We start from the raw sequence: 15,714 nt of genomic DNA on the forward strand, positions 1-15,714 counted from the left end.
ACCATTTGCCCAAAGCATGGTTTTGGAAAGTCATTTGGCGTTTCCGCAGCTACTACTACCAAGTCATCTTGGCCACCATCATTATCAACTTCCTTGCGCTCGTCAGCTCTTTATATGTGATGAACGTGTACGACCGCGTGATTCCCAACCAAGCCTATGAAACCTTGTGGGTATTGAGCATCGGCGTGGTCTTGGCGATTTTGTTTGAATTTGCCGCCAAGATGATTCGCGGTCATTTGACCGATATTGCCGGTAAAAAGGCCGACCTGATCATCAGCTCCGCCCTGTTCCGCCGCGTGATGGCATTACGTTTGGCAGACCGTCCTGCATCTTCCGGTTCATACGCCAGCAACCTGCGCGAATTTGAAGCCGTGCGCGAGTTCATGACCAGTGCCAGCTTGTTGACTATTGTCGACTTGCCTTTCCTGTTGCTGTTTATCTTCGTGATTTCCATGGTCGGCGGCAAACTGGCACTCGTTCCCTTGACCATCATTCCGATTGTCGTGATTGTCGGTTTTGTCGTACAACGCCCACTCTCTCGCCACATCAACGAATCAATGAAAGAAGGTTCGCAACGTTCCGGTCTTGCTGTTGAAGCCATCGAAGGTATCGAAACCCTGAAAACCAACAACGCCACATCTTGGGCGCAACAACGTTGGGACGAATACACCGCCAAAACTTCCGCTTCTTCCATCAAAGTCAAAGACACCAGCAACTTCATGGTCAACTTTGCCGTTGCCATGCAGCAGCTCAATACCGTCTTCTTGGTCGTCGTCGGTACCTATCTGATTCATGCCGACAACCATGCGGAACGCATCACCATGGGTGCATTGATTGCCTCCGTGATTCTGTCCGGCCGCGCTTTAGCTCCATTGGCACAAATCGCCGGTTTGGCCACCCGCTTCCAACAGGCCAAACTTGCCCTCAAAGGCGTAAACGATATTGTTACCCGCCCTATCGAGCGTAATCCGGAACGCAAATACATTACTTTGGACAACGTACAAGGCAACATTACCTTTGAAAACGTATCGTTCAAATATCAAGCCGACAACAACAGCGCTGTCGAAGACTTGCGCCTGACCATCAAACCGGGCGAAAAAGTCGGTATTTTGGGCCGTATCGGCAGTGGTAAAAGCACCATGCTCAAACTGGCCAGCGGTCTGTACGACACTGAAAAAGGCAACGTTACCCTTGACGGCGTCGATATGCGCCAGCTTGACCCCAACTTCCTGCGCGATCAAGTCCTGCTGTTGAGCCAATCGCCACGCCTGTTCCTCGGCACATTGCGTGAAAACATGGACTTGGCACGTACCGGTAGCTACTCTACCGACCAAGACTTACTGACTGCGCTCAACCGCTTCGGCCTCGACAAAATCATCCGCAACCATCCGCGTGGTTTAGATATGCCTCTGGGTGAAGACGGCTTAGGCTTGTCCGGCGGTCAAAAACAAATCATCGCTCTGGCACGTATGACCTTGCGCAACCCGAAAGTCGTCTTGCTGGACGAGCCGACCACCAGCTTGGACCAAGCCACTGAGCGTATGGCGCTCAATGCCATCGCCCAATGGGGTCGCAACCGCACCATGCTTTTGGTGACCCACCGTCCGCAAGTGTTGCAAATCGTCAACCGCATCATTGTGATGGACAATGGTAAAGTCGTGATGGACGGCCCACGCGACCTGGTATTGCAAAAACTCATGCAAAACGAACAGGCCAAAGCAGCCAACATCAAACAACAACAGCAACAGGCTGCCGCAGCCCCTCAATCGGCAGCACAATAAAGCAAAAGGCCGTCTGAAACCTACTTACTCTTTCAGACGGCCTGCCCTAATGGTTAAAATCCACCAAACACAATAAAGATACACGATTATGAGCCGCGAAAACAACGTCAAATCCAAAGACCTACACCTCATCAACGACCTCAATGCCGCCCTTCAAAAAGAAAAACACAGCGGCCAATTTTGGGTCATCATCCTATTCTTCCTTTTCCTGGTTGTCTTCGTCGTCTGGGCATACAACAGCCCTGTCGAAGAAGTGACTCGCGGCAACGGCAATATCATTCCCAGCAGCCGTGAGCAAGTAATCCAAAGCCTGGATCCCGGCATCGTAACCGAAATCATGGTTAAAGAAGGCGATATGGTCGAGAAAGATCAGATTCTGATGAAACTCGACGACACACGCAGCTCCGCCGTTTTGCGCGAAAGCGAAGCCAAAGTCGCAAACCTCGAAGCCACTATTGCCCGCCTTAAAGCTGAAGCCTACGGAACCAAGCTCTCCTTCCCAGACAGCGTGAGCCCTGAGCTTCGCCGTCGCGAAATTGCCGCCTACAAAGCACGACGCCAAGTCATGGTGGATGCCATCAACGGCCTATCCCAAAGTAAAGCTGCACTTGATCGAGAAATTGCCATTACTGCTCCTCTCGTTTCCGAAGGTTATGTTTCCGAAGTCGAACTTTTAAGAATGCGCCGCGATTCCGCAGACTTGGCCACCCAAATCTCCGAACGCCGCAACCGCTACAAAGCCGATGCCAACAACGAACTCTTGCAAGCCGAATCCGAGCTGGCTCAATCCAAAGAAAACGTTGCCATGCGTGCCGACCCGGTTGAACGCTCGCAAATCCGTGCACCTATGCGCGGCATCGTCAAAGGCATAAAAGTCACGACCATCGGCGGCGTTGTGAACGCAGGCGAAGACATCATGCAAATCGTCCCGGTTGACGACAAACTGCTGGTCGAAGCCTATATCCGTCCGCAAGACATTGCCTTTATCCGCGCAGGCCAACCTGCATTGGTTAAAGTCAGCGCATACGACTACTCCATCTACGGCGGTTTGGAAGGCAAGGTTACCCTCGTTGGTGCCGATACCGTCAGCAACTCCATGCAAAACCGTGCCAACGACCTGAAACTTGACCCGAACCAAGTCTATTACCGTGTTCTTGTCCAAACCGAAAACAACTCCCTGAAAGACAAAAACGGCAAACCGATGCCGATTATTCCGGGCATGGTTGCAACGGTAGACATCAAAACCGGTGAAAAAACCATCTTCCAATACCTGATCAAACCAATCACGCGTATGAAACAAGCGTTGAGCGAACGCTAGATAAAACGATAAAAGGCCGTCTGAATATTTTCAGACGGCCTTTGGTTTATGTTTTCACTATGCCTGTTTATCCGACAGGCAAATTACTTCTCCTTAAAAATAGCTCCGACAAACGTCCTTTTCGGATTGCCGCGCTCAACTTGATAGAGTTGCGCGTGCTGCTCCTGCGCAAAATTTCCAGCTTGTCCGGCATGATGCTCCGCCAACTTTTGCGCCAATAACATGACCGCCAATTTCTTATTGGCATGCTGGCTGCGTTCGCTCTCGACCCGCACGGAAATACCGCTTTCTTTATGGGTGGCGCGGACGGCGCTTTCGGTTTTATTGACGTGTTGCCCACCCTTGCCCCCTGAGCGGCAGGTTTGAAACTCGATTCCGTTTTCAGACGGCATTTCATACATCTGCGGCATATCGGGCAAGCGAAAAACGCCTATATACCAATTTTTACGCGGATGTTTCGGACGGACAGGGCTAGGACATATCCATTGGAGCGTCCCCTGCCAAGTTTGCACCAAGCTTTCGGCTTTCTGCCCTTCCAATTTGAGTGTTGCCGACAAAATACCGTACTTATCGGCGGTTTCGGTAACAAGTTCGGCATCAATGCCTTTGGCTTGAGCTTCGGCAAGCAGCTTGCCCAAGACGAAACGGGCAAATATTCGGCACTCTGCCGGCCCTTGCGCGGTGGAAATTTGCAGATAAATCAATGGTGTATTCTGTTTCATCTTTACGCTCCACACTCGCCGCCGGTTTTATAGGTCAAAACAGGTTTAAACCGCGCAACCAATTCAATCAAACCTGCATTTTTCATGGCGGCAATAACGCTGTCGATGCTTTTATAAGCCTGCGGTGCTTCTTCAAAAATCAAGGCCTTATCCTGACAAACGACCACACTTCCGAATTCGGTCTGGCGCAGGCTGTCGGCAGTATATTTGTGCGACAGCCTGCCTTTGCATTCGCCGCGCTGCCACTTCCGACCTGCGCCGTGAGCCAAGGTATTCAAAGAAATTTGGCAGTCTTCGGCAGGTCGAACCAGATAGCTGTAATCGCCGCGCGAGCCGGGTATCATGACCAAGCCTTTATCAGTGGGCGTTGCGCCTTTTCGGTGCAGCCAACCGGTTATGCCGTCAATCTCGGTTTGCTCCAAAAAATTATGGTGGACATCGAGCAGGCATGTTCCTTCTGCACGCCAACGGTCAAGCATTCTGGCCGCAATCAAACGGCGGTTAAGGCTGGCAAATTCAAGGGCTGCTTGGTGTTCGGCAAGATAGGCTGCCGCCGCTTCGCCCTCTTCCGCCAAACCTTGATGCCCAAAGGCGGCAATATGGCGTTGCAAAATCTGCTGGCCCAATCCGCGCGAACCGCTATGCACCAACAGTTGCAGATGGTTTTCATCGAAATCTGTCGGAAGCAAATCGGCGCAATAAACGTTATCAACGGTTTGCAACTCGGCAAAATGGTTGCCGCCGCCAATCGTACCTACGGCAAGGCCGTCTGAAAATTGGCGTATATCGACAGCGTCGTCTAATAAATCGACCTGTTCGTCTTTATCCAACGGCGTATCGATATTGCCCAGCTGTTTGGCGAGTTTGGCCGGTTTGAGTTTGGCTGCGCGTAAATCGGTCTGCCAAAACGCCATGCCGCAACCGATGTCGTTCCCAATCAGGGCAGGATAAAAATGACGGTCGCTGAAAAATGCCGCACCAACCGGATAACCGCGCCCTGCGTGTAAATCCGGCATTCCGGCAACGCGTAGCATATGCGGTAATCGGGCGGTGGTTTCGAGCTGTGCGACAGCGTTGCCTTCAATCCATGTATTTGAATCGGCAATAATTTGAATATGATAGGGATAATTGCCCATGTGTTTATGCTTTCTTTAAAACGGATAGAAACCGGCAACTGATGACAATAAATATCCACCGTCTGCGAAATGTTCAGACGGCCTGGTTTCTAGCCGATAATCGTAGGGAAAGCAGCCCGAAGCGGGCGACATGGAATGCGAAAGCGTTATCCGAAAGTCAGACCGACGCTTGGGCTGCAAAGAATGTGATTGAGCGGATTGAAGTATTGCATGTCATGGCTTGCTCCTTTCTTTGCATGAAAATATTAAAAACGTTCGGATTATAGAGTGTTCATTTCCAATCATGCAAACTTACTGACATCAATCTGCCAATAATGTTGCATAAATGGCAACTATTGAGAACATAATTTAGGCCGTCTGAAAACTTTTCAGACGGCCTTTGATGCCTAATAATCCTTACAAAACAACGGTCGGATAAGAGCCGACAACTTTCACGAAGGAAGCGCGTTCGCCCAAAAGCTGCAAGGCTTTTTGGACATTTTCATCGCTTTGGTGGCCTTCGATATCGATGAAGAACAGGTATTCCCACAAAACCGATTTGCTTGGGCGGCTTTCAAATTTGGTCATGGAAATGCCTAATTCGGTAAAAGGTTGCAACAACGAAGTAACGGCACCGGCACGGTTGGGTGCGGAGACGACCAAAGAGGTTTTATCGTTGCCGCTGCGGCCGGTTTCTTGATGGCCCATCACCAAGAAGCGCGTGGTGTTGTTCGGTTCGTCTTCGATACACTCGGCGGCAAAGCTCAACTGATAAATTTCCGCGGCGATACGTCCGGCAACGGCGGCCACATTCGGGCTGTCAGACTCGGCAACCAACCGTGCTGCTTCGGCATTGCTGGCTACGGCGATACGTTCCGCATTGGGCAGGTTGCGGCCAAGCCAGTCGTTGCATTGCGCCAAGGCTTGGGCATGAGCGAAAACTTTAGTAATGCCGCCGATTTCGTGGCTGTCTTTACGCAGCAGGTTGTGATGAATGCGGACAACCACTTCGCCGCAGGCTTTTAAAGCGGTTACTGCTAACAAATCCAAAGTGCGCCCCACCGAGCCTTCGGTCGAGTTTTCTACCGGCGCCACCAAATAATCGGCTTGGCGCGTTTCAACTTGTTTGAAGCAATTGTCGATGGTGGTACACGCCATGGTGTGTGCAGCGTGGCCGAAATGTTTGATGGCAGCTTGCTGGGTAAATGTCCCCTTCGGACCCAAATAAGCAATCGTCAGCGGACGCTCTACCGCCAAACATTCGCTCATAATCTCGCGAAACAGCCGAGTAACTGATTCATCAGGTAAAGGGCCGCGGTTCAAATCCTGAATCCGGCGCAAAACGGCCACTTCCCGTTCAGGACGGTACACCGCGCCTGTCCCTTTCAATTCGCCGATAGCATGCGCATGACCGGCGCGCTCATTGAGCAAACGGAGGATTTCCGCATCGATGCTGTCGATGGCATTGCGGTGCGGCAACAATTGTTCGTCTATGGATAAAGGCATAAGCTGTCTCGCAATTTTGTGAGGGATATTTTCATTTTAACATTAAAGGCCGTCTGAATTCCGTTTTCAGACGGCCTCAACACTATCTTTATCTAACTTTATCGTCTATCAGGTTTGCAAACGCCGCCAATTCCATCATAATTAAGCCTTTTGAACGACAAGGCCTATTCCATGCACTCAAACGGACTGTACACCCGTTTTCTGCCCGATGAAGAAGCAACCCTGAAACTAGGTGAAGAATGGAGCAAGCAGCTTTCCGCTCCGCTGACCATCTATCTTGAAGGCGGACTGGGTGCAGGCAAAACCACGCTGACACGCGGGATTTTGCGCGGACTGGGGCATACGGGCGCAGTCAAAAGCCCGACTTACACCATTGTCGAGTCTTATCCGCTGGATACATTCACCCTCCACCATTTCGACCTCTACCGCTTTACCATGCCCGAGGAATGGGAAGATGCCGGTTTGGACGAATTGTTTGCGCCCGACAGCATCTGCCTCATCGAATGGCCGCAGCAAGGTGGGGAATTCACGCCTCCGGCAGACATTACCATTACATTGACGTACACCGATAAGGGCAGAACCTGCACCTTTTCCGCCCACACAAACCAAGGCCGAAAAAGTTTAGAATCATGGTCAAATTAACTAGAAGACACATTCTCCGTCAAGGCACAGGACTGTTTCTCACCCTCACGCCCGTTGGTGCCGCATTGGCCAAACCGGCCTCTCCTGCGCAATTCCTTGCCGTCCGCATTTGGCCGGCGAATGCCTACACACGCATTACCCTTGAGAGCAACCACTCAATGAAATACCAACATTTTATGTTGGACAACCCCAGCCGGTTGGTCGTGGATATTCAAGGCGCGGAAATCAACAGCGTCCTGCAAGGCATTTCCAGCAAAGTGCTGTCTAACGACCCTTTTATCCGCAGCATTCGCGCCGGTCAAAATACGCCTAATACCGTGCGTATCGTCATCGACCTCAAACAAAGCACCCATCCGCAAGTCTTTGCGCTCGCCCCCGTCGGCAACTTCAGAAACCGCTTGGTTATCGACCTCTATCCGCACGGCGCAGATGCCAACGACCCGATGATGGCCTTGCTCAACGGCAATGTTCCCAAACAACTTCAAAATACCAATATCGCATATGACACCCCTGCCCCTAAAAACAATCGCGGCAGCGGTGGCAACCGCCGTCCCGTGATTATGATCGACCCCGGTCACGGTGGCGAAGACCCCGGCGCAATCGGCCCGAGCGGTCTCAAAGAAAAAAACGTTGTACTCTCCATTGCACGCGAAACCAAAAAACGCCTCGAAGCCTTGGGTTACAACGTATTCATGACGCGCAACGAAGACATCTTTATCCCATTGGGCGTACGCGTTGCCAAAGGCCGTGCACGCAATGCCGACGTATTCGTGTCCATCCACGCCGATGCCTTTACCAGCCCGTCCGCTCGCGGTACCGGCGTATATATGCTCAATACCAAAGGAGCGACCAGCTCGGCGGCAAAATTCCTTGCCCAAACCCAAAACAACGCCGACGCCATCGGCGGCGTACAAACCAGCGGCAACCCCAATGTCGACAACACGATTTTGGACATGACCCAAACCGCGACCCTGCGTGACAGCCGCAAACTCGGCCATTCCGTCTTGACCGAATTGGGCAAACTCAACCAATTACACAAAGGCCGCGTTGACGAAGCCAACTTCGCTGTCCTCCGCGCGCCGGATGTTCCGTCCATTTTGGTGGAAACCGCCTTCCTCTCCAACCCTACCGAAGAGCGGCTACTCGGCAGCGAATCCTTCCGCCAACAATGCGCCCAAGCCATTGCCACCGGTATTCAAAAATACATCAATACCGCCGTTTTACGACGCGGTTAATGGCTATAAGAAACAAAGGCCGTCTGAAAATTTTTCAGACGGCCTTATCTTTTCAAGCAATCCATTTAACCGCATTTCCCTACCGCAGCCGGATAAACGGACACCTTCGTCTGCGTCAATGCAAACAGGTTTTCCAACTGCATTTGCGCCTGACGGTTGGCATGTTCCAAAATCTCAGCCTTACACGCGCTTTGCAATACCTGCCGTTTCGCTTCTTCCTGCACCGTCTTGAATACCGACTTATCCATAGGCAGCAAATTAAACGAGCCGGTCTGAATATCGTACACTTCGATATTTTCCAAATCCACGCTCAAGATTTCCACCGCCGGCAGGCTGATCAATACTTTATCGTCCACAATATTGACATTGCCCGCGCCTAACTTGTCCAAATCCAAACCGGCCAACACCTTACCGCGCACAATAAAAATACCGCTTTGCGAATCCTGCCAAAGCCTGCGCCAATCCCCTTTTTTCTCCGTACGGATAATCGTATCGATATAAAATGCCGTACTTTCCAAGCGGTTCATCTGCTTAATCTGCATCAAAACCCCCTCACGGGACAAAACCTGATGTTCTTCGTTCTGACCATGCAGGGCATAAAACCAGCCGCCCGCAGCCGTCAGTGCACACAACACCAGCACGGTCAATCCGCGCCCAAACATTTTCATTTCAAATATCCCCCGTTAAAATAATCATCAAAACATTCCCCATATTCTCCCAAAACCGTCAATTTCAAGCCATACCCAGGCCGTCTGAAACAATAAATTTCATTACCAAAAAGTAATAAAAAATCCCCACAAACAAAGTTTGCCTTTTGGTAAAGACAAGACTACAATCCATTACACACAATTCAATTTCATCTCATCATGAATACCACCGACCTGCGCCGCCACAATCTACGGCAATGGATAACACAACACCACAACGGCCAGCAAACCAAGTTTGCCCAAGCCATCGCCATCAACCAAGGCGAGCTGTCCGCCCTGCTGAAAAACAAATCTTTCGGCGAGAAAAAAGCCCGAAAAATCGAGCAGGCAGCCAATATGCCCGACATGTGGCTGGATCAAGACCATCAAGACCGCCACGCCCCCACCATCAGCCAAGAAAGAAATACCATGTCCCACATCTCCACCATCCCCGAAATCCTAGCAGACATCAAAGCCGGCAAAATGGTCATCATCACCGATGCCGAAGACCGCGAAAACGAAGGCGACTTGCTGATGGCCGCCCAATTCGTTACCCCCGAAGCCATCAACTTCATGATCAAAAACGCACGCGGCCTGGTCTGCCTGCCGATGGACGGCGAAATGGTCGAAAAACTCGGCCTGCCCATGATGACCCAGAAAAACGGCGCGCAATACGGCACCAACTTTACCGTCTCCATCGAAGCCGCCCACGGCATTACCACCGGCATTTCCGCCGCCGACCGTGCCCTGACCATTCAAACCGCCGTTTCCCCATCCGCCAAACCCGAAGACATCGTCCAACCCGGCCATATCTTCCCACTGCGCGCCCAAAAAGGCGGCGTACTCGTCCGCGCCGGACACACCGAAGCCGGCGTCGATCTGGCACAAATGAACGGCCTGATTCCCGCCGCCGTCATCTGCGAAATCATCAACGACGACGGCACCATGGCGCGTATGCCCGAACTGATGAAGTTCGCTGAAGAACACAATCTCAAAATCGGCACCATTACCGACCTCATCGAATACCGCAGCCGTACCGAAAGCCTGCTTGAAGACATGGGCAACGCACCCGTACAAACCCCGTGGGGCGAGTTCCAACAACACGTTTACGTCGACAAACTCTCCGGCGAAACCCACCTTGCCCTCGTCAAAGGCACACCCTCCGCCGAAGAAGAAACCCTCGTCCGCGTCCACGAACCCTTCAGCGTCATGGACTTCATCCAAGCCAACCCGCGCCACTCATGGTCGCTGCCCAAAGCCCTTGAGCGCATCCAACAAGCCGAAAGCGGCGTAGTCATCCTCCTGCACCGTACCGAAGACGGCGCCACCCTGCTCGACCGCACCCTGCCCAAAGGCGCAAACCAAGCCTACAAATGGGACAGCAAAAGCTACGGCATAGGCGCACAAATTCTCGCTGGCCTCAACGTCAAAAAACTGCGCGTCCTCGGCCAGCCTTCATCCTTCACCGGCCTCACCGGCTTCGGCCTCGAAGTCGTCGGTTTTGAAGAAGCTGAGAAATAATCTTGCTTGATTGATTCTCAAAGCAAATGAAATAAAAGGCCGTCTGAAAATTTTCAGACGGCCTTTTCATCTCTCTATTTATCTGAATATTATCCAAATAAAATTATGATAAAAACGACTATTTATTAAATTATTTCAATAATGATAAGAATAATCAATTATGATATAAATATTAATAATATTTAAAAATTTTATATTTTTTATATAAAAGAGTATTTTAACCTATTATATTAAGTTCTTAACAAAGAGAAACTATGTCTGCTTTTACTCCCAAACCCAAAATAATCATTCTCAGCCTTGCCAGCGCGTTCAGTACATTAACCGTTGCCAATACCATCGAAACCTCAGCTCGACCAGAACAATACCAGGAATTGGATACCGTTGTTGTCAGTGGCAAACGTACCAACGACCAAAAAGGCGCGGACGACGTGTATTACAAAAACGTCTCCAACGCCTATGTCGGCAAAGAATACCTCGAACGCTACCGCGTCCAATCCGCCGGCGACGTGCTCAAAGGCCTAAACGGCGTGTACAACATGAACACCCGCACCGCCGGCGGCGCGATTACGCCCAACATACGCGGCATCACCGGCAAAGGCCGTATCCCCGTAACGCTGGACGGTACGGAGCAGACGGTCGATGTCTGGCTCAACAACTACGGCGTGGGCGACCGCAACTACCTCGACCCCGCCCTGTTCCGCAGCATCGCGGTGGAAAAAAGCCCGGCCCTCACGCGCGGCGTGAAATCGGGCGTCGGCGGCGCGATGTCTATCCGCACCATCGAACCTTCCGACATCATCCCCGAAGGGAGAAACTGGGGAATCGAAGTCAAAACCGAGTTTTCCGGCAACACCGTGGCGCAGAAAAACGACCTGCGCCAATTCTTAGGCCGCGACTACCGCACTCTCTCGCCCATAGGCGCGACGGCGGACGGGGTATCGGGTATGCCCGATGTATTGACCGGCTATACCGGCAAACCTTCCCCCACCGCCCTGTTGTTGGACGAAGGCATCGCGGGTACCAAGTATGCGGGCGGCAAAAGCCACACCAACTTCAAAGACGACAGGCAGCTGATGTTGTCCGCCGCCTTCAAAACCGACATTACAGACGGCCTTGCCGCATACAGCCACCGCCAAAAAGGCAACTACTACGCGGGCAAACGCGGTTATCAGAGCTACCTCAACAACCCCATTTACGGTGCAGATGCCTGTTACGACCAGTATCCCGACAAATCGCCACGGGAAAAAGACATACTCTGCAAATCTTCCGCCAGCCTGGTGCCGAATATGGCCGTCCTGTTCAGGCCGGGCGAAGAAATCATGAACAGCCACACCGACACCAAAACCCTGCTGCTGAAAAACAACTGGTATCTGCCGGGCAACCAAAAAATCAGCCTGCAATATATGGACAACAAAATCGGCTTCGGCGAAATCAACCCCCTGATAACGGCATGGATACTCGGTTTCGCCGAACAATCCCTAGACGAACCTGCGCAGCAGGCACCGGGCATAGGGACGAAAATCGACAGCAAAACCTACAAAATCGGCTACGAATGGAAGCCGCAAAACAACAAATGGATAGATTTTCAGGCCGATATGTGGCGGGTGAAGACCGACAGCAACCGCCATCAGAGCGGCGGCCCCGTCGTCGGCGTCATTACGCCCGACTATGAGTACGACCTTTGGTATTGGTGCAACATACGCAAACAGCCCTCACCTAACCTGCGGGGGGAAAGCTGCGAAAGCGCGATGACGTCGAACACCTACGGTTCGGCGCGAACCCATGAAGAAGTGCTGCGCATGATAGAAGACACGCCCGACAAAATCGCCCGCAAGCTGGCAGAATACGATGAAAACAACCGTGCGATTACTGACCGCTGGATGGGGCATACGGGCGGCTACTACGCCATCACGCCCGCCGATAAAAATGTGATGACCGACCAGACCAACCATCTGGGCAGGCTGATGAACCTGGCCGAACTGAAGCAAAAGCTGAATCAGGAACGCTACTACATCGAACATCCCGACCGTATCATCGTTCCCGGTGCGCGGCAGCGTACCGACGTCGTCCGCAACGGCTTCAACCTCAGCAACCGCTTCCGCCTTTCCGACAAACTCAGCCTCACCCTCGCCGCCGACTACCAGCGCGAAACACTGGAAGAACGCACCGATACCGCCGACAGCAATGATTTGATGAATACTTTCGGCGTACTGACTCGCATGGCGGCCTTGGGCGGCCCGCAGTCGGCGAAAAAGCGCGAATGGGGCGCGAACCTGGTCTTCGACTGGAAACCGACTTCCCGCCTGAACATACAGGCGGGCGTGCGCTATCAGAACTTTAAAGGACGCAATATCGAACTGGCGCGGCAGCGTGCCGCACGCAACCCCTGGTATCAGTATGGCCTGGGTTCGGACAGCTATGTTACCGGCCTGATGATGCCGTATTTTGAATTGGCGGATGAAGAAGATATTGCCAACCAAAAGCGAATGTTGCAGCTTTATAACCCTGATAGAATCGGAGGACAGGTTGCAGAATATCAAGACCTTAACCGCCGTTTTAAGGAAAAAAACGGTTACGATTTTGATCCGCATGATACTCTCGTTGATCAGGAAACACGCTTGTATGCCAAACCAAATGGACAGCTTGTTGAATATACACATGGCGATAAAAATACCGATGTGCTATATGTCCTACGCCGCAAACAGATTATCCCAATTGTTTCGGGAAAATTCGACAACAGCAAAGTACAGCTTGCTCCCGAGAAATACCGCGAAATGGTAAATAATCCGCAAGGCAAGGGCGGCAGCCACCGCCGCTATATTCCGGGGGCGAATTTACATATTGCTCCCGGACAGATTACCGAATCGCAAGCACTGGCCAATACAAATCAGACACCACCGGAAGACGATAATGATTTTGCTAGAGACCGGTTAGCTCATCCACACAACCTTGCTTGGGTCAGGCATCAATTCGGCGAAGCCGACCGCTGGCGCATACCGCAGGAGCAACGCGCGCATTCCTGGTCGCCCATGCTGGCGGTCAGCTACGATCTTGCCGACAACCACCGCCTCTTTGCCCGTTATGCCCGCATGAGCCGCTTCCCCAGCCTGTATGAATTGACCGGAGTCAGCAGCAACGCCCTACTCCGCAGGGAAGTTGTTGCCGAATACGACCTAAAACCCGAAAAAAGCACCAACTGGGAAGTCGGCTACAATTTCAATTTCGCCCCGCATTTCACCAAGCTGCGCCAAGGCGACCTCCGCCTCACCTACTACAGCAATAAAATCAAAAACCAAATCGACACATCCAATATGGACGGCGGCATGATCCAATACGACAGGGCAGTCAGCAAGGGGGTGGAGCTGCAAAGCCGCCTCGACAGCGGCCGCTTCTTCGCCTCCTTCGGCGGTACTTACCGCTTGAAACACGCGGTTTGCGACAAACAAATCGCCTTCAAATTCGACTATTACCTGCAACGCGTACCCGAATGCCTGGAAGGCGGCTTCGGCCTCAGCCGCTTCTTCCAGTCCCTGCAGCCGAAATATTCGCTTTCCCTTGATGTCGGCACGCGCTTCTTCAACAAAAAACTGGAATTGGGCATGCGCGCCATCCATCACAGCAAGGCGGAGCGGAAAAACTACGACAAGCTGATTGCCGACGGCGCGGGGCAGGTGTATGAGCGCAACGGCAAACCCTACGGCTGGCATGCCGCCACCCTTTTAGATGCCTATGCCCGCTACCGCATAGGGAAACATATAGACTTGAATTTCGGCGTTACTAACCTCGCCAACCGCTATTATCTAGACCCGATGTCCAGCACCCCCGTTCCCGGCCCAGGTAGGACGGTTACCTTCGGCCTAAAAGCGAAATTCTAAAATTTTCAATCAGACCTATTGTCAAAAACAAATTAGTATATATAATATTGATTATCAATATTATTTTTATATGACGGTCTTTTTTCTGCTTTCTGCCGCCATCTATATTTCAAAGATAAGCAGGCTTTTTTCAATTTCTTAGGAGTCTCAACATGAATGTGCGTCAAACCGTCTTAGCCGCCCTTTTGATGGGTGCTTTTGGTTCTGCCTTGGCTGTAGAGAATATATATGGAGAATCAAGTACAAACCGTGTGAAAACTCAAAAATCGGATGCGCTGCCGTTTGGTGCAAACCGTGCCGGTATCAGTATAGACAGCGATGGAAACAACCGTTATTCGAATTCCATCAACCTCGAAGCCGGACCCGCGCAGCGCATCCGCAACAAATACGGCAATACGCCCATCAACGGCGGCAATCAGAACGCCAATGCAAATGGCACGGCCAATCCGAAATACCTGCAACCCGGCGACATCAACCCGATTGCGGGCTGGTTCTCGAAAACCAAACTCGCCCAAGTGTGGTATGAAAAACGTGCCAACAACACCGAAGTGTTCAGCGTACGCCAAATGGCCGACCCAAAGTTACCGATTGCACCGAAATTCGGCGGCATGACCTTTGCCAAAGTGCCGACTGCGGCAACCAACGTCTTCTTCGGCGAATGGGCACCGCGCAAAGGCAACAGCAATCAGATCGCCAACAGCACGGATTTGAATATGAACGACGGCAACCGTACGGTTTGGTTCGTGGGTGAGAATCCGACCAAAAACACCAGAAACTTGGCTGCGGCTACCTATAACGTTGTCGGTATCAACAAGCACACGCCGGGCAAAAACGATTTCTATACCGGTGAAATCAAAGCCACATTCGGTACGGGCGACAAAGGTTCTATGAGCGGCGCACTGAAACGCGCGGGCGATAGGGATTTGAGCTTTAACGGTGTTGAAATTACCAATTCAAAAGGTACATTCAACAGCATCCCAGGCCGCAATAACGAAGGCATTACCGGACAATTCTACGGCAATGGCGCGGCAGCCATGGCAGGCTATGCCAAACGCGGAACTGACAACAACAAAGGCGACGACGTAGCCTTCGGCGGCGCGAAAAAATAACCTTGTCCGCTTACGCGATTAGGGAATGCCGGTGTTTTCGGCGTTTGGCCGTACGTTCCCGCAATCAGGAAAACCGCCGTTTTTTAACCGCAGCCGCAGTAGGCATAAATATACTGCGGCTGACCTGTTTCCGAAGTGCCGTACAAACCTGTATTGCCTTGCGGAATTTCTGTTTTTTACTTCTTTCAGACGGCCTCCCCGCCC

Annotated in this window: 11 protein-coding genes; 7 read left to right on the forward strand and 4 right to left on the reverse strand. The window is 51.8% G+C overall.

The window, feature by feature from the left end; genetic code table 11:
- Together HMPREF2865_RS00825 and HMPREF2865_RS00830 are read left to right on the forward strand one after the other, a co-directional pair.
- Nucleotides 1-1,781 (forward strand): type I secretion system permease/ATPase (locus HMPREF2865_RS00825; protein ID WP_070644972.1); only part of this gene is annotated, 1,781 nt, incomplete at its 5' end.
- 88 nt (nt 1,782-1,869) lie between these two features.
- Entirely contained in the window at nt 1,870-3,099 is a 1,230-nt protein-coding gene (locus HMPREF2865_RS00830; RefSeq protein ID WP_070644974.1) for an HlyD family type I secretion periplasmic adaptor subunit, read from the forward strand.
- Nucleotides 3,100-3,182: 83 nt separating this feature from the next.
- On the opposite strand, the gene prfH is transcribed toward HMPREF2865_RS00830, so the two are convergent.
- The 3 genes from prfH to pheA all read right to left on the reverse strand — a co-directional run bounded on the left by prfH (nt 3,183) and on the right by pheA (nt 6,442).
- Nucleotides 3,183-3,821 (reverse strand): peptide chain release factor H, encoded by a 639-nt coding sequence (prfH, locus tag HMPREF2865_RS00835; protein ID WP_083309534.1) that lies wholly within the window; start codon nt 3,819-3,821, stop codon nt 3,183-3,185.
- A 2-nt stretch (nt 3,822-3,823) separates the two neighbouring features.
- On the reverse strand, nt 3,824-4,957 hold the full coding sequence (locus HMPREF2865_RS00840) for an RNA ligase RtcB family protein (RefSeq protein ID WP_070644976.1): 1,134 nt from the start codon (nt 4,955-4,957) through the stop codon (nt 3,824-3,826).
- Nucleotides 4,958-5,353: 396 nt separating this feature from the next.
- Complete coding sequence (pheA, locus tag HMPREF2865_RS00850) at nt 5,354-6,442, reverse strand: prephenate dehydratase (protein ID WP_070644980.1); 1,089 nt, start codon at nt 6,440-6,442, stop codon at nt 5,354-5,356.
- Between the two features lie 171 nt (nt 6,443-6,613).
- On the opposite strand from pheA, the gene tsaE reads away from it, so the two are divergent.
- Nucleotides 6,614-7,084, forward strand: a complete 471-nt coding sequence (gene tsaE, locus HMPREF2865_RS00855) for a tRNA (adenosine(37)-N6)-threonylcarbamoyltransferase complex ATPase subunit type 1 TsaE (protein ID WP_063076419.1) — start codon at nt 6,614-6,616, stop codon at nt 7,082-7,084.
- The gene (locus HMPREF2865_RS00860) at nt 7,072-8,319 is read left to right on the forward strand and encodes an N-acetylmuramoyl-L-alanine amidase (protein ID WP_070644982.1); all 1,248 of its coding nucleotides are present in this window, start codon (nt 7,072-7,074) and stop codon (nt 8,317-8,319) included. Before tsaE ends, HMPREF2865_RS00860 begins: the two co-directional genes overlap by 13 nt.
- Nucleotides 8,320-8,384: 65 nt before the next feature.
- On the opposite strand, the gene HMPREF2865_RS00865 is transcribed toward HMPREF2865_RS00860, so the two are convergent.
- Nucleotides 8,385-8,987, reverse strand: coding sequence for a DUF4230 domain-containing protein (locus HMPREF2865_RS00865; protein WP_070644984.1), 603 nt, complete (start codon nt 8,985-8,987; stop codon nt 8,385-8,387).
- 195 nt (nt 8,988-9,182) lie between these two features.
- Between HMPREF2865_RS00865 and ribBA the strand changes: the two genes are divergently transcribed.
- The 3 genes from ribBA to HMPREF2865_RS00880 all read left to right on the forward strand — a co-directional run bounded on the left by ribBA (nt 9,183) and on the right by HMPREF2865_RS00880 (nt 15,510).
- Nucleotides 9,183-10,526 (forward strand): bifunctional 3,4-dihydroxy-2-butanone-4-phosphate synthase/GTP cyclohydrolase II, encoded by a 1,344-nt coding sequence (gene ribBA, locus HMPREF2865_RS00870; RefSeq protein ID WP_193388907.1) that lies wholly within the window; start codon nt 9,183-9,185, stop codon nt 10,524-10,526.
- Between the two features lie 254 nt (nt 10,527-10,780).
- A complete protein-coding gene (gene tdfG, locus HMPREF2865_RS00875) occupies nt 10,781-14,401 on the forward strand; it encodes a TonB-dependent receptor TdfG (protein WP_070461458.1) in 3,621 nt (1,206 codons plus the stop codon).
- Nucleotides 14,402-14,553: 152 nt separating this feature from the next.
- Nucleotides 14,554-15,510: a Slam-dependent surface lipoprotein gene (locus HMPREF2865_RS00880; RefSeq protein WP_070461457.1), complete on the forward strand. Its 957-nt coding sequence runs from the start codon at nt 14,554-14,556 to the stop codon at nt 15,508-15,510.
- Nucleotides 15,511-15,714: the final 204 nt, after the last annotated feature.

This window comes from Neisseria sp. HMSC073G10 (genome assembly GCF_001812605.1).
Taxonomy (GTDB): Bacteria; Pseudomonadota; Gammaproteobacteria; order Burkholderiales; family Neisseriaceae; genus Neisseria; species Neisseria subflava_A.

Bases quoted from the DNA above. Each gene is read 5' to 3' on its own strand.
- HMPREF2865_RS00830 (WP_070644974.1), top strand. From the start codon at position 1,870: ATGAGCCGCGAAAACAACGTCAAATCCAAAGACCTACACCTCATCAAC.
- prfH (WP_083309534.1), bottom strand. From the start codon at position 3,821: ATGAAACAGAATACACCATTGATTTATCTGCAAATTTCCACCGCGCAA.
- HMPREF2865_RS00840 (WP_070644976.1), bottom strand. From the start codon at position 4,957: ATGGGCAATTATCCCTATCATATTCAAATTATTGCCGATTCAAATACA.
- pheA (WP_070644980.1), bottom strand. From the start codon at position 6,442: ATGCCTTTATCCATAGACGAACAATTGTTGCCGCACCGCAATGCCATC.
- tsaE (WP_063076419.1), top strand. From the start codon at position 6,614: ATGCACTCAAACGGACTGTACACCCGTTTTCTGCCCGATGAAGAAGCA.
- HMPREF2865_RS00860 (WP_070644982.1), top strand. From the start codon at position 7,072: ATGGTCAAATTAACTAGAAGACACATTCTCCGTCAAGGCACAGGACTG.
- HMPREF2865_RS00865 (WP_070644984.1), bottom strand. From the start codon at position 8,987: ATGAAAATGTTTGGGCGCGGATTGACCGTGCTGGTGTTGTGTGCACTG.
- tdfG (WP_070461458.1), top strand. From the start codon at position 10,781: ATGTCTGCTTTTACTCCCAAACCCAAAATAATCATTCTCAGCCTTGCC.
- HMPREF2865_RS00880 (WP_070461457.1), top strand. From the start codon at position 14,554: ATGAATGTGCGTCAAACCGTCTTAGCCGCCCTTTTGATGGGTGCTTTT.